Source organism: Neobacillus terrae, assembly GCF_011393025.1.
In the GTDB taxonomy this organism is placed as follows: Bacteria; Bacillota; Bacilli; order Bacillales; family Cytobacillaceae; genus Neobacillus_A; species Neobacillus_A terrae.
The window spans coordinates 335,018-349,792 of record NZ_JAAOEO010000001.1 but is presented as its reverse complement, the minus strand read 5'-3'; the positions used below and the strand labels follow the sequence as shown (position 1 = coordinate 349,792).

The window sequence follows — 14,775 nt, the reverse complement described above, 5'->3', positions numbered from 1 at the left end:
CTTATTTAAAGGCCATCGCAGCCTTAACTGCTTTTTTCCATCCAGTATATAAGGTATCCCTTTTTTCATCAGCCATTGTGGGTGTAAAGGACCGATCAATTGCCCACTGTGAAGCTATTTCCAACTGGCTTTCCCAGAAGCCCACTGCAAGGCCAGCCAAATACGCTGCACCTAAGGCAGTCGTTTCATTGATTGTTGGCCTCTCAACAGGTACATTAAGAATCCCACTTTGGAATTCCATTAGAAGGTTATTATTAACAGCCCCTCCATCAACACGGAGTGTCTTTAATTTTATTCCGGAATCTGCTTCCATTGCAGAAAGGACATCTTTTGTCTGGAAAGCAAGAGATTCCAATACTGCCCGAATAAAATGCTCTTTAGAGGTTCCTCGTGTCAGCCCAAAAACAGCCCCACGTACTTCACTGTCCCAATATGGTGTTCCAAGGCCAACAAAGGCAGGAACAACATAAACTCCGTCTGCCGTATCCACTTTCTTTGCATAATCCTCACTGTCAGAAGCACTTTTCAGCATCCTTAATCCGTCCCGGAGCCATTGTATAGCGGAACCCGCAACGAATATGCTTCCTTCAAGGGCATACTCAACCTTTCCATTCAGCCCCCATGCAATGGTTGTTAAAAGGCCATTTTCTGAATGGACTGCCTTTTCACCTGTGTTCATTAGCATAAAACAGCCGGTTCCATATGTATTCTTTGCCATGCCTTTCTCAAAGCACGCCTGGCCAAATAAAGCAGCCTGCTGATCTCCCGCTGCTCCGGCAATCGGAATCTCCTGGCCAAAAAAGTGAGCAGGCACTGTCTTAGCATATTGTTCTGATGAAGGGCGAACCTCTGGAAGCATGGATTTAGGAACAGTGAGTATTTCAAGCAATTCTTCATCCCATTTGAGATCATAAATATTGAACATTAATGTCCGCGAAGCATTTGAGTAATCTGTTACATGCGCCATCCCTCCGGAAAGCTTCCAAATAAGCCATGTATCTATCGTCCCAAACAAAAGCTTACCCTGGTTTGCTTTTTCCCTTGCTCCATCCACATTATCAAGAATCCATTTTACCTTTGTTCCAGAAAAATAAGCGTCAACTAACAAACCGGTTTTTTCCCTAAATAAACTTTCATATCCAGCTGACTTTAATTCTTCACATATGCCGCTTGTTTGGCGGGATTGCCAAACAATAGCATTATATATTGGCCTGCCTGTTTCTTTTTCCCAGACAACGGCAGTTTCCCGCTGATTTGTAATACCAATCCCAGCGATTTCATCTGAACTAATTCCAGATTCTGAAAGACAGGAAGCGATCACAGATAATATAGAACCCCAAATTTCATTTGCATTATGCTCTACCCAGCCAGGCTTAGGAAATATTTGAGTAAATTCTTTTTGTGCTGTATGTACAATCTCCCCAGCCTGATTAAATAAAATCGCCCTTGAGCTAGTAGTTCCCTGGTCAAGGGATAAAATATATTTACCCACCGCTGTCCCTCCCATTTCTTTTTCCTTAATTAAAACTATAACAGATGGAGAGTTAGAGCCGGAAGCTATAAACCTTTTTTATACTCATAGTACCGAAACATAATAATACAGCAGACCAGCCATGTGCCTCCTGCCGTAAAACCTCCAATAATATCACTCGGAAAATGAACCCCCAGGTAAATCCGGCTAAGTCCGATCAGGAATATCAAGACAAACATAAGAGTGGCGCCCGTTATTTTTCTCCATTTTTTATGGTAATAATGAATTAAAATATAGGCAATTGCTCCATAAAAAATAAATGATCCCATGGAGTGCCCGCTAGGGAAACTAAAACCCATTTCTTTAATTAAAGGTTTAATATCCGGCCGTGTTCTTTTAAAAATATGTTTAAGCAAAGAATTAAATAACGAACCAATGCCAGAGGATAATAAAATAAAAATTCCCAAAGCCCTTTTCTTAAGGAGAAAAAGAATTAAAGTGGCAAGGATAACCGCGATAATTAACCATTTTACTGATCCCAGAAAGGTAAAAAAAAGCATAATTTCGGTCAATTTGGGTGAGATAAACCCCTGTACATAATGGATGATTGTTTGATCAAATTTAACTAATTTATTCTCTCTCATTTCATTTGCTACTAGGATAAATACACCTAAAAAGGTTCCCAGAATAACCAATATAACGCTCAAATAGATTGCACTTATTTTTTTCTCTTTCTCTTCCATCGTTCTGACCGCCTTTTCCTGTTTTCAACATTATTACATTTTAAAAATTACCTTTGCAAAAATATTGAACCGGTTTCCTGAGGGAAACCGGTTTGTTTTTTATGCCCGCTTTTTTGTTTTAACTGCTGCCCTTTTCTTTGGAGCATGTGCTTTTTCCGCTTTTTCAGGTTTTGTCCTGTCAATTGACGCCTGTAATGCGGCCATCAAATCGGTAACATTTGAAGCTGCTTCTTTAGGCGCTGCAGGAGTAACAACTTCCTGACCTGTTCGTTTCGCTTCAATAAGCTCAAGTAATGCATTTCTGTATTCATCTATATATTTTCCTGGTTCAAATTCTGTTGTCAGCTGGTCAATCAATAAAATGGCGGTATCCAATTCCCTATCTGTGACTTTATCCTCTGCTGGTACATTTGGTACATCAGCCGCTTTTCTGACCTCATCTGGATAATGGATTGTTTCCATAACAAGGGTATTTTCGTAAACCCTGATTACCCCCAGCTGTTCCTTTGAACGAATAATCATTCTTGCAATTCCAACCTTTTGTGAGTCCTGCAGGGCTTTTCTTAAAAGTGAATATGCTTTTGAACCCCCCTCATGGGGAGACATAAAATAAGTTTTATCAAAATAAATGGGATCGATTTGTTCCATTTTCACAAAATCAATAATCTCTACTGCCCGGTCTTCATTTTCCTTTTTTAGTTTATCTAGGTCGTCATTCTCCAAAACCACATATTTTCCTTTTGTATACTCATAAGCCTTAACGATATCTTCAGGCTTTACTTCCACTTCGCAAACTGGGCATACTTTTTCATATTTAATTGGTGAATGGCATTCCTTATGCAGAGTACGCAGTTTAATATCCTTATCCTCTGTTGCCGCATGAAGCTTTATCGGAATGTTTACAAGTCCAAAGCTAATACTGCCTTTCCATATTGTGTGCATATATATCTCCATCCTTTTTTTATTATTTTTCTCAAATGCAAATTCCTCATTCTTATCAACTTATGGAAGGATGAAATCCCACTAACTTACTAAAAATAATAGGACAGAATATTTTCTAAAGGAGCATCTGCGAATGAAACCAATGCTGCCTACACTTACCTTTGATACACCTTCAAAGCCTGATTGGTTTTATGAAGTAAAATACGATGGTTTTCGTGCCTTTTTGGAATGGGATAGCAGCGGAATTAAGCTAATTAGCAGAAACGGTAAAGACCTTCTTCCGCAATTTCCTGAAATAGAGAACTTTCTTCTTCAGTATGAAAAGTTATTTAGTCCATCTTTGCCGTTAATCCTTGATGGTGAGTTAGTGCTTCTTGAAAATATTTACAAAGCGGATTTTTCGGGAATTCAAAAAAGAGGAAGAATGAAATCAATTAAAAATATTGAGGAACAAGCAAAAAAAAGCCCTTGCCGGCTGCTCGCGTTTGATGTCTTGCTCCTTAGCGGAAAACAGCTTTTTTCTGCGGGGTACCTTGAACGGAAAAAAGAACTGGCAACCCTGTTTGATTCTCTTCATTTTGATAAAAAACCGAATCCCGATTCAGAACAGCTGCTTCAATTCGTTGAGCCTTTTAAGGATTTTAAAGAATTGTGGGAAAAAGTTGTTTTATATGACGGAGAAGGAATTGTTGCTAAGCAAAAGGGCAGTACCTGGGAAGAAGGAAAAAGAACAACATCGTGGCTAAAATATAAAAATTTCAAACACTTTAATTGTTTTATTACAGATCTCGATAAGACCAATCAGTATATTGGTGTAGGAGTCTATAAGGGAACTGAAGTAGTTAGGATTGGACATATTTTGTTTGGCCTTAAACCAGATGAAAAACAAGCTCTATTTGCAACACTCAAGCAAAATAGCCGGCATGAGGATAGCAAATATATTTATGTTGACCCGGCAATCTGCCTGGAAGTGAAGTATTTAGAGCTTTACGAAAACCAATTGAGAGAACCTCATTTTGAAAGGTTCCGTTTTGATCTAACTCCCGCTGAATGTACTTATGATAAGTTTGTATTGCAGAAAAAAAACCTGCCAAAGGAATTTGAAATCACACATCCAGAAAAACCTTTATGGCAGGATAAAGACATAAGCAAAATGGATTATATTAATTATTTGCTTGAGATTTCACCTTATATGCTGCCTTTTTTAAAGGACAGGCTGCTTACCGTAATAAGATTTCCACACGGGATGTTTGGCGAACCTTTTTATCAAAAAAATTGTCCTGATTATGCCCCTGATTTTGTAAAAACAGTCCAGGCAGATGATATTGAATATATCCTGTGCAACAATCTTGAAACACTTTTATGGCTGGGTAATCAGCTCGCGATTGAATTTCATATTCCATTTCAAACCATAAAAAGCAGCGGGCCGAGCGAAATAGTGTTTGATCTCGATCCTCCATCAAAGGAAGCTTTTCAGCTTGCCGTCCATGCTGCAATCCTAATTAAGGAAGTGCTGGATGAATTAAACTTAACCGGCTTTATTAAAACTTCCGGGAACAAAGGTCTCCAGGTATATATCCCTCTTCCGGAAAACACCTTTTCTTACGATGACACCAGGCTTTTCACCAGTTTTATTGCAGAGTACCTTATTTCAAAAAAACCGGACTCCTTTACTGTCGAAAGACTAAAAAAGAACAGGCAAGGCCGGCTTTACGTCGACTATGTTCAGCATTCTGAGGGAAAAACAATTGTTGCTCCCTTCTCTCTCAGAGGCAATGAACGGGCTGGCATCGCAACCCCTTTATTTTGGGATGAAGTTAACTTAAGAATGGATCCTAAAGATTACACCTTTATCACAATAAAAAAACGAATGGATTCTCTGGGCAACCCGTTTAAGGATTATTTCATTGCAAAAGCCAACCAGCCTTTTGCTCCGATATTGGAATTTTTAAAGCAAAGTAAAGGAAGCAAGACCCGGATTTAATTTAAAAAAGGGATAAGGCTGGACCTTATCCCTTCATATTTGTATCTAAAAACTGCTTTACTTCACTTTGAAGTTTTCCGTATGATACCTGTTCACCAAAATCTGCTTTTGGTCCTGTTGTAAATGAGTAGTCATCCATATCAATGGTTACTCCAGCTCTATACATAAAGGTGGCATTTCCAATAAGGTCTATTTTATAGCCATCCTCGTATTTATGGGCAATACATTGAACCATCCCCCCATTATTATAAACATTGACCTTTTCCTCTAAATTGTTTAACCCTAAAAGGCAGGTAACAAGGGTGGAAGCTGACATGGCTGTTCCGCAGGCATTTGTAAAGCCAACACCTCTTTCAAAGGTACGTACATATATGTTTCCTTTAGAAATAGATTTTACAAAGCTGACATTTACTCCGTCAGGGAACCATTTATTTGGACCATTCAGTTTACTGCTTAGTTCTCCTTGAAAGTCGCCTTGAAGGTGTTTTTCCTCTACCATTGCAATTAAATGCGGATTAGGAACGGCAACTGCTGTAAATTTAAGTTCTTCCGATAACTCGGAAACTTTTTCGTTTAGAAGTGTTTCTTGATCCAGGATTAAAGGCAGATCTTTTAACGAGAAAGAAACTGGAGAAATTTCCACCTGAAAGGTTGTTACGTCCGGAAAAATATTCTCCTGCTCACTAACATGGAGATCCGCTTTCATTGTTTCAATAATGGCTTCCTTCTTACCAAGAAGACCACAAATATATCGGGCTGCACAGCGAAGACCATTTCCGCACATGGAGGCTTCTGAGCCATCTGTGTTAAATACCCTCATTACACCATCAGCATGGTCGCTTTTTTGCAGGTATAAGATACCGTCTGCTCCTAGTTCTGTTTCTCTGCTGCACAACGCTTTTGCTATTTCTGCCCTTTGAATCTCTGAAAAAGTATAATTATTTGTTATTTCATCTATTATCAAAAAATCATTTCCGGAACCATGGCATTTAATGATCTCTAATTCCACTTTCACAACCCCCGAACTCATGTTTTATTAAGAATAACATAAGAATGACACAATTTATTTTATTAATCAATTTAAAAATAAGGCTATAGTAAACTTACCTTTTGATTTCATTCACCGCAAGCGCTTTCCTCGGGCGGCCAAGCTGCTGTCTCTAAATAACTTCGTGAACAGCTTTTTGGAACAGCCACCAGCGGCTTTGTGAAGAACTGAAGGGTGGCTTCTTCGAAGACTCTCTATGGCGCTGGATACGCGAAGAGCCTCAGTACAGGGATGCTTTCCCTGTACTAACGCATTTCCCCACCAAAAAACAGCCGGTTTAAACCGGCTGTTACATGAGTGAAGTTTCAAATTCAATTAATTGTTTTGACCAGGTCATTGCCTGCTGATAAAAACGGAACGCTATGTCCTCGGGCATATTTAGCTGAGTACATAAAAGTGATGCTGCTTCCCAGTCCCCTTTTTCAATTGCCAGTGATAGATCAAGTACAAGCTTCAATTCATTATTTTTGCCTTTTAAGGCTTCACAAATATCCTCCTGAAGAGGAAGGTCCACCAGTACATCGTTCATTGGCATGTTTAGCAATGAGTCCATCATTGAAAACATTCCTGTCATAAAAAACGATGGAGCTCCTGCCACGTTATGTAAATATACAGCAATTAATTCACCCATTTTTGCTCTGGTTAGACTCATGGCAACCATCTCTTTGGAAGGCTCCTGGTTTGCTCCGGGTGTCTCTCTGACAGCCAGTACATAAATCCATTTTTGGATTTCGATTAATCCTAAAAGCACAATAGCCTGACGTATTGAATTAATTTTTTGCTTTGGCCTGTAAGCCGGAGAATTGATAAGTTTAAGAAGCTTATAAGAAAGCGAAATATCCTTTTCAATTAGCTTTGTAATCGTATCTATTCGGGGCTCAGGTGATGATAAATGGTTAATAATTTCATAGTATGAATGAAAATAGGACGGGATATCTTTTGTTGTTAAAATAACAGGCTTGGAAAAAAAGTACCCCTGAAAATAGTGATAACCGGAGTGGACTGCTGACGTAAACTCTTCCCGGGTTTCTATTTTTTCAGCTAAAAGCTGTATCTGTTTTCGCCAAGCAAGAGCTTCAATTTTCTTTCTCATTGCAGGAGTAGAATTTTGAAAATCTACTTTTATAATATCTATGTACTTTAACAGTTCTTCTAGATATGGGTTTTGTTCATTTAAAATAAAATCGTCCAGAGCGATCTGATATTCCATATCCTTTAATTCACGGCAGATGGCTATAAGATCAGGACCAAGAACAACCGTTTCAAGAATCTCAACGACTATTTCTCGAGGCCGGAAAAAAGTTGGAAGCTTAAGTTTAAGTAATTTTTCCGTAAAATTAATAAAACAAGGTTTTCCATTTGAGAGCTGGTCAATTCCTATATTTAAAAAGCTATTAATAATAACATCGGCGGTAGCTTTATCACCATCCACCTGTGGAAAGTAATTTAGCTCGTTATTTCGGTAAAGCAACTCGTAAGCATAGATTTCTTCCTTTTTTGTAAAAATTGGCTGCCTTGCAACAAAGACTTCCATTCCTAAATCCCCACCCGAAAAGGTTTATATTTTATCTCCCTCTATTATGATAAATTTATCAAAAAATGTAAATACACAGTACAAAAGTCTTACCAATTTACCTTTCAATAAAGAACTCGTTAATTAAAACCGATATGGCAAGAAGATTAATATTTGAGTTTTTATTGGGGTTAAGTGTAAGGACGGGAGTGTTGGAATCTGGAAAGATACTGCTCCATTCCACTGGCATCCAGCCTCTTCTCAACCGCCCTATACTTTCATTATCGGGCATTATAATTTGCTCATCCATAAAAAATGCAGCTCCCTTAATCTCCGCTAAAAAGCAGCCATTGCCCTCAAAAAGCTCCTTTTTCACTTTTTTAAAGCCAGGCCTCTTCCTCTTCTGGTACTTACCCGCATATTCTCCCATCTCATTCCAAACTTCAATTACCAGTGAATTATTATTTTTTACCCGATAAGATCCCCTTACACTACTATTTTGATCAGTAAGGATGTATCTCCTAGTGGAATTCATAAAATCAGATAGTTTACGAGAAATAGGGGATATTTCCCCTGCCAGATTTCCATCAGGATAAAAGAGCTTGACGCTGGGCGTTATGGCCGGCAGAAAAAGTACAAGTAAATGCTGGGAACAAAATAAATGAGGATAGCTCGTCCCTTTTGAAAGCATATTCTTTTTTATTGATTTTCCATCCCTTGTTTTATTTCGATAGAGTTGGTAGCTTAAGACACTGTAGACAATAAAAGGTATACATAGCAGCATTAATATCTTTTGATGTAAAATCAAGATATTTCCCAATACAATGAACATTGCAGGAAAAAGCGCTAAAAGGCCGCCATTAAGTGTTAAATTAGCTGAATCCCGATAATATTCATAGATTTTCATAATTGTAATGGCTCCTTATCTATCCTCTTATTCAATTCTATTTACCAGAATTAAAAAAAATGATAGAAATAAGCAAAAAGAAAAGGGAAAAGCCAGCTTCGCTTTCCCCTTTTCTTAACTTACATACTATGATTATTTATCCATTTAAGCATTTTTTCTGCAGATTTTTCCGCATCCACGTACCCCTGATAATATAGCTCTTCCAGCTTTTTTGGATCCCTTTCCATTCTTCCTACTTTCAATGGGAGAGAGGGACGAATAAGGAAGACACTGCCCTTCTTGTTTCCTTCCTCGAGAAAAGCCATTGTTTCATTATAAATACTGTAACGCTGTCTTAAAGACTTTTGTAATCCTGTATATAAAGGATATTTTCTGTTAACGAGGAAATGAAACCGTGAGGGCTTTTTCAGATATCCCTCATTCCGGGTCAATATGACAACATTTTTCTTAAACCCATCCTCTATCGCTTTCTTCACAGGGATGGGATCGCTAATTCCGCCGTCAAGCAGCATTCTGTTCTGATAAGGTATTTCCGGTGCTAGAAACGGCAAGGAACTGGAAGCCCTTAAAACGGTTAGAAGATCGTTTTTGTAATCCTTTTTTCCAAAATAAACAGGTTCTCCTGTATGGCAATCGGTTGTCCCTACTACAAATTCGGATGGCCTTTCGTAAAAAGCATTATAATTATAAGGAACATGTTTGCTTGGAATTTCATCAAAAATAAAATCCATACCAAAAAATTGGCGGTTACGAAAGTAATTTCTCCAGGAAATATAGCGGGGATCGCCAGCATATTCAACAGTTACTGTTTTATTTCTTCCCCTTTGGCCTGACAGATAGGATGCGGCATTACAAGCACCCGCGGAAACCCCAATTACATACGGAAAAAATATTTCATTTTCTAAAAAGAACTCAAGGACGCCTGCCGTATAAACGCCGCGCATGCCCCCTCCTTCTAAAACAAGGCCTGTTTCGTCTAACATTTTACTCTTCCTTTCAATGGTACATCAATCGGATAAAGACTATTATAGTCCACTTAAGCCTTCAATTAAAATTAAACGCATTCTCAGGCGGCGAGCTCTTTTTTCCGAAAAACAACTACACTTAATGTCAATAATATAATGGTTGCAGTGACTGTAATGGCTGCGGCAGGGTTTGCTGCAGTGGGCAATGATTGACCTGCTAGAAGCTGGTTAGCATAATCCGTAAGCATGGAGGGACTCCATTTCATCCACTTAGTCAACGTCCCGCTAATCAGTGTATAGATCAAAACTGTGGCAATTGAAATGAAGCCTGCAGTCCCAGGAACCAAAAACAGAGAGCTGCAAAAGACAGTAAAAGTTAAAATAAGGCCAAGCCAAAGGGAATACAATAAAAACGAATGGAGAAAGTCCCCAAATGAAATCCATTCAAAAAGAATTCCGGTGTAATACCACGTTGCCAGGTATCCAATAAAAAAGGAGAAAACCAATAAAATAAGTCCTCCCATCCACTTTGCTGTCACATAGGAGATAAAGGAAACAGGCTTTACAAGGATCATTGCGGCAACCCCGCTCTTTCGCTCGCCAGCAATAATCCCCATGGTGGTTAATACAATTATTAAAACTCCTATTGAAGTATAGGAGCTGAGCCCTTCAACAAGAACTTCGGCCGCCGATGGCTCAGGGAGTTTAATAACAGCCCCTTTAGGCAGCCCTCCCAAAGCATCCAGAATCGGCTGCATATAATAGCTTGTTAGAGGCTCTTTTACTCCTAATAATATAAAAGTAATAGGAACCCAAAGCCATTTAAAGTTTCTCCACATTTCAACCAATTCTTTTTGTAATAGTGTTATCCACTGGCTCATCATTTCCCACCACCTTCATAAAGATATCCTCAAGTGTCATAGAACTGATTTCGAATTTGGATAAAGACCAATTTTCCTCTGCTATCCGGTTAAGAAAATACGACCTTGCTTTTTCCAAATTAGTCACTTCGACCGTTACCGTATCACCTTGAATTTTAAAAGAATTTACCAGGGGAGAAGCTGCAAATAATGTCTCATACTTATCGGCTTTTTGATTAAAGGAAAAGTCAATTTTCGCTTCCGTATACCGGTACATTAATTCCTCCATTGTCCCTGATTCCACTATGCGGCCCTTGTGGAGAAAAAGGATTTTATCACATACCTCTTCAGCATCGTTTAAGATATGGGTGGAGAAAAGGATGGTTGTTTCTTTTTTCAATTCCTCTAACAGTTCAAGCACTTCTCTTCTGCCAAAAGGATCCAGCGCGGATACCGGTTCATCCAGCATTAGGAGAAGCGGCCTGTGAATTAGTGCCTGGGCAATTCCGAGTCTTTGCTTCATTCCACCAGAAAATTTTGCAATCCTTCTATTTGTTGCTTCTTCAATACCTACTCTTTTCAGCAATTCCATTGTTCTTCCCTTTGCTTCCCTGCTGCTTAGTCCTGCAAGCCTTCCAACATACTGAAGAAATTCTTTTGCAGTCATCCAGTCAAAATAGACAGGAAACTGCGGAAGATAGCCAATCAAGTGACGAATATCCTCCCCTTTTCCATAATTAGAAAAAGAAATAGAACCGGATGTTGGTTTCATTAAACCTGAAAGCATTCTTAAGGTGGTTGTTTTCCCGGCGCCATTTGGCCCTAAAAGAGCGATACACTTTCCCCTCTCAAGCGAAAAATCAAGCCCTTTGATAACCTCTGTTCCATGAAAGCTTTTTTTCAGCCCGCTTACCTCAACAAGGGTCATTAATTGTTTCTCCTTCCTACAATAAAATAGAGAATTGGGCCAATTAAATTAACAAAGAGAATGATAAGTGCCCAAAGCCATTTTGGTCCTCTTGTGTTTTCAACTCGAACTAAATCAATAACAGCCACAATTATTAAAATGAGATTAATAATTAAAACCGGAGCTAATACTGCAATGTTTATTCCTTCTATTTGATTCATCATTTTTCCCCCTAGTATTCATTTCATCTCATCTGACGGATAACTGGATTATTCGTTCAGTAATCTGGAAAAATTTTTTTAAAGTTTGATTTGACGAAAATTCTAAAAACTTCCTTTGAGTAATTTGTTCCCAACTAAACAGTTAATTGATAAAATATTTAAAACTGTTTCTAGTCAGGGGAAAGAAATTAAAATGACAAAGATATTATTAAAAAATGCAAATGTTTATCCTATAACATCAGAGCTGATTTTGAACGGCGATGTATTAATTGAAAATGGAAAAATAATAAAGGTCGGAAAAAATCTGGTCAGCTCCACTGATGTTAAGATTATAGACTGCAGTAACCATTGCTTATTTCCTGGATTTATTGATGTTCATACTCATCTGGGGCTTTATGATGAGGGAACGGGCTGGGCTGGGAATGATGCAAATGAGACGGCAGAGCCTTTAACACCACATATTAGAGCTATAGATGGTGCATATCCTTTAGATACAGGATTTTTAGATGCGATTAAAAGCGGAATCACAACGGTTCATATTATGCCGGGAAGCGCCAATGTAATTGGAGGGACAACATCTGTCATTAAAACACACGGGAAAAACATAAAAAAAATGATTGTTAAAGAAACGGCGGGCTTAAAGATTGCCCTCGGAGAAAATCCAAAAAGGATTCACAGTAATGGGAACAATGCTTCTATTACCCGAATGGGAATTATGGGGATGCTGAGGGAAGCTTTTTATCATGCTTTGAATGCAGATAATCCTGATGATTTAAGAGTTTCGCCTCTTATAAAAGCATTAAAGAGAGAAATACCTGTAAGGATCCATGCGCATAGAGCCGATGATATTATAACAGCTATACGGCTTGCAGAAGAATTTAATCTGGACTTAAGGATTGAACACTGCACGGAAGGGCATTTAATAGCAAATGAGTTATCAGGATTCAATTTAAAGGTATCTGTTGGGCCAACTTTAACAAGACGATCAAAGGTGGAGCTTAAAAACAAGACATGGAAAACCTATCAGGAACTGTCTGAAAATGGAGTCGAGGTTTCCATTACCACTGATCATCCTTACACTCCTATTCAGTATTTAAATATCTGTGCAGCAATAGCTGTTCGCGAAGGACTTCCTGAGCAAAAAGCCTTAGAAGGCATAACTATTAATCCTGCCAGAAATTTACGTGTTGATGACAGACTGGGAAGTATTGAAGAAGGAAAGGAAGCGGATCTGGTCCTTTGGAGCCATCATCCTTTCCATTATTTAGCTCAGCCGAGATGGACTATGATCGGAGGTAAAATTGTTTATCAGCAGGTGTAGTAAATTGTTGAAAATTGGCATAAAATTTCACAAAAAATAAGAAAAAAAACTATTTATTTTTCGCGTTTTTTTTTGTATGATACTTGAAGTGACCTCTTATTAAAAGGTGCCAAATTTCTTTTGGCTGCCAATTCAAACTAGAAGGTGTTTTTTAGATTTAAAGCTTTAAAACAAAATGAAATAGGGAAGGCAAATGGTGCGCCACCAGGTATTCTGGTTCTAGTGGGTTCGATTCCCACCCCGAAATTTTTTAGCAATATCACAAAAAATTTCGAGGTGGACCGCTTCATATTAAGTGGAATCGGACTGCCTAACTGGAGGGACAATCATGATAAAAAAACGTGATCTTTCAGAATGCCATGCATTATATGAATTGATGACGCATCCAGATGTCTTCCCTTTTGTGCGCCAAAAAGCGGCTTCATACGATGAATTTCTTTTCGTAACGAAGCAAACGATTGAAGCAGAAGAACGCGGTGAATTAATTTCCCGCACGATTCATGATGAATGGGGCGCGCCAATAGGAACAATCAATCTATATGATATGGAAGATAATGCAGGGTTTCTAGGTACGTGGCTAGGTAAACCTTACCATGGCAAAGGGTATAACAGCCCGGCAAAAGAAGCATTTTTTGATGAGCTGTTTTACGAGCTAGGTATCGAAACAGTCTTTATGAGGATACGCAAAGTAAATATTCGATCCATTAAAGCTGCTGAAAAACTTCCGTATGTTGTAAAAGCAAATGAAACAAGAAAAGTTATTTATGAAAGCTTAAATGCATCAGAGGATGTATATGATTTATACGAAATTCCAAAAGATCTATATACTCTATCTATGATGAGAAATACAAATAGTAATACAGATGCTGATGACTCTCAACTGTTAGAAGCATAAAGAACACTTGGCGTTTGCCGAGCCTCTATGTGAGGTCAGAGCAGTCGTTGAACTTGTGGATAATTGGCTAAATAACAGGCTGGAACTATCACTGTTCCAGCCTGTTTTTGTAGTGTATTTAAAGGTTTTGCTCCAGGTTTTCTGCCTTTTCAACCAAGCCTGTTTGCAGAAAGAATTCATCAAGCTCTTCATTAGTCAGGGTTTCAAACCGGCCATCTTCAAAAAACACCTGAGTCTGATTGGGATTTATGCGATTTGTCCTGTGGCTCATAATCCACTCATCCTTTCACCATATATTAGTTAGATATATTATCTGCCTCTGGCTAATGGTTTATTCCTCTTATTCAAATTGTTCATAAAATTTGAACATAGTATAAAAAAAGTTGACACTAAATAGAAAGACCAGGAATCACTTCCTGGTCTTCTATAAATCAGTTCTTTTCACTTGTTATTTCCCAATATAAATTTCTAATTACATAGGTCTTGTAAAGCTCTATTTTTTTACGCTCAACAGGATGTTTACTAATCCCCATTTTTTTCAATTCTTGAACAAACCAGCCTTTCGAGCCTCTAAATGCCATGATGTCAACTCCCTCAAATGTATGTTCATACACTTTATGAGGGAACACCTTTATTAATTCTTAAATTTTAGCTCTACTCAGAAATAACTGTGGACAACTGTTTTCTTTCTTTTGTGTGTTAATTTTTTTGCAATGGTGTCTGCTAAACTTGGCTGTTGATTTTCGCTTCAAGACACTCTCTTTCCTCGGGCGGTTCGGGAGCCTGTCAAACTCAGCGCCTAGCCCCTCGAGGTCGCTTCGGTCCTGCAGGGTCTCCTCTGACCCGCTATTCCCGCTGGAGTCTCATGTCCTTTCATTCCAATCAACATTTATAAAAAATCAACAATATGTTTTAACACAGCCTAGCTGAAAACAGCTTTTAAGAATCAAGCAGGCAATATAAAGGCTCAAAGTCAAAAACAAATTGCGGATTAGAAA

General features: G+C 38.4%; 15 protein-coding genes. 3 read left to right on the top strand and 12 right to left on the bottom strand.

From position 1 onward, the window contains the following. Position 1: 1 nt before the first annotated feature. The 3 genes from glpK to ku form a co-directional block, all read right to left on the bottom strand. Positions 2 to 1,492 carry a glycerol kinase GlpK gene (gene glpK, locus G8761_RS01850; RefSeq protein WP_166023063.1) on the bottom strand — a complete coding sequence of 497 codons (1,491 nt, stop codon included), beginning with the start codon at positions 1,490 to 1,492 and terminating at the stop codon, positions 2 to 4. 65 nt (positions 1,493 to 1,557) lie between these two features. Continuing rightward, the gene (locus G8761_RS01845) at positions 1,558 to 2,214 is read right to left on the bottom strand and encodes a phosphatase PAP2 family protein (protein ID WP_166023061.1); all 657 of its coding nucleotides are present in this window, start codon (positions 2,212 to 2,214) and stop codon (positions 1,558 to 1,560) included. Between the two features lie 99 nt (positions 2,215 to 2,313). Further along, positions 2,314 to 3,156, bottom strand: a complete 843-nt coding sequence (gene ku / locus G8761_RS01840; protein ID WP_166023059.1) for a non-homologous end joining protein Ku — start codon at positions 3,154 to 3,156, stop codon at positions 2,314 to 2,316. A 133-nt stretch (positions 3,157 to 3,289) separates the two neighbouring features. Between ku and G8761_RS01835 the strand changes: the two genes are divergently transcribed. After that, the gene (locus tag G8761_RS01835; protein WP_166023057.1) at positions 3,290 to 5,140 is read left to right on the top strand and encodes a DNA ligase D; all 1,851 of its coding nucleotides are present in this window, start codon (positions 3,290 to 3,292) and stop codon (positions 5,138 to 5,140) included. Between the two features lie 25 nt (positions 5,141 to 5,165). On the opposite strand, the gene dapF is transcribed toward G8761_RS01835, so the two are convergent. The 7 genes from dapF to G8761_RS01800 all read right to left on the bottom strand — a co-directional run bounded on the left by dapF (position 5,166) and on the right by G8761_RS01800 (position 11,561). Continuing rightward, positions 5,166 to 6,149, bottom strand: coding sequence for a diaminopimelate epimerase (dapF, locus tag G8761_RS01830; protein WP_166023055.1), 984 nt, complete (start codon positions 6,147 to 6,149; stop codon positions 5,166 to 5,168). A gap of 328 nt (positions 6,150 to 6,477) precedes the next feature. Further along, positions 6,478 to 7,722 carry an EAL and HDOD domain-containing protein gene (locus G8761_RS01825; RefSeq protein WP_166023053.1) on the bottom strand — a complete coding sequence of 415 codons (1,245 nt, stop codon included), beginning with the start codon at positions 7,720 to 7,722 and terminating at the stop codon, positions 6,478 to 6,480. A 97-nt stretch (positions 7,723 to 7,819) separates the two neighbouring features. Then, positions 7,820 to 8,608, bottom strand: coding sequence for a hypothetical protein (locus tag G8761_RS01820; protein ID WP_166023051.1), 789 nt, complete (start codon positions 8,606 to 8,608; stop codon positions 7,820 to 7,822). A gap of 119 nt (positions 8,609 to 8,727) precedes the next feature. Continuing rightward, complete coding sequence (locus G8761_RS01815; protein WP_166023049.1) at positions 8,728 to 9,591, bottom strand: patatin-like phospholipase family protein; 864 nt, start codon at positions 9,589 to 9,591, stop codon at positions 8,728 to 8,730. An 83-nt stretch (positions 9,592 to 9,674) separates the two neighbouring features. Further along, entirely contained in the window at positions 9,675 to 10,457 is a 783-nt protein-coding gene (locus G8761_RS01810) for an ABC transporter permease (protein ID WP_243449860.1), read from the bottom strand. Next, positions 10,414 to 11,361, bottom strand: coding sequence for an ABC transporter ATP-binding protein (locus tag G8761_RS01805; protein WP_166023047.1), 948 nt, complete (start codon positions 11,359 to 11,361; stop codon positions 10,414 to 10,416). The genes G8761_RS01810 and G8761_RS01805 overlap by 44 nt, the downstream gene beginning before the upstream one ends. Further along, on the bottom strand, positions 11,361 to 11,561 hold the full coding sequence (locus G8761_RS01800; RefSeq protein WP_166023324.1) for a PLD nuclease N-terminal domain-containing protein: 201 nt from the start codon (positions 11,559 to 11,561) through the stop codon (positions 11,361 to 11,363). Before G8761_RS01800 ends, G8761_RS01805 begins: the two co-directional genes overlap by 1 nt. 193 nt (positions 11,562 to 11,754) lie before the next feature. Here G8761_RS01800 and G8761_RS01795 point away from each other — a divergent pair, with 193 nt between their 5' ends. Together G8761_RS01795 and G8761_RS01790 are read left to right on the top strand one after the other, a co-directional pair. Then, positions 11,755 to 12,882, top strand: a complete 1,128-nt coding sequence (locus G8761_RS01795; RefSeq protein ID WP_166023046.1) for an amidohydrolase — start codon at positions 11,755 to 11,757, stop codon at positions 12,880 to 12,882. 328 nt (positions 12,883 to 13,210) lie between these two features. Then, entirely contained in the window at positions 13,211 to 13,777 is a 567-nt protein-coding gene (locus G8761_RS01790; protein ID WP_166023044.1) for a GNAT family N-acetyltransferase, read from the top strand. Between the two features lie 118 nt (positions 13,778 to 13,895). On the opposite strand, the gene G8761_RS01785 is transcribed toward G8761_RS01790, so the two are convergent. Further along, complete coding sequence (locus G8761_RS01785) at positions 13,896 to 14,048, bottom strand: hypothetical protein (RefSeq protein WP_166023042.1); 153 nt, start codon at positions 14,046 to 14,048, stop codon at positions 13,896 to 13,898. A gap of 160 nt (positions 14,049 to 14,208) precedes the next feature. Further along, the gene (locus G8761_RS01780) at positions 14,209 to 14,358 is read right to left on the bottom strand and encodes a YflJ family protein (protein ID WP_166023040.1); all 150 of its coding nucleotides are present in this window, start codon (positions 14,356 to 14,358) and stop codon (positions 14,209 to 14,211) included. Positions 14,359 to 14,775 lie beyond the last annotated feature (417 nt).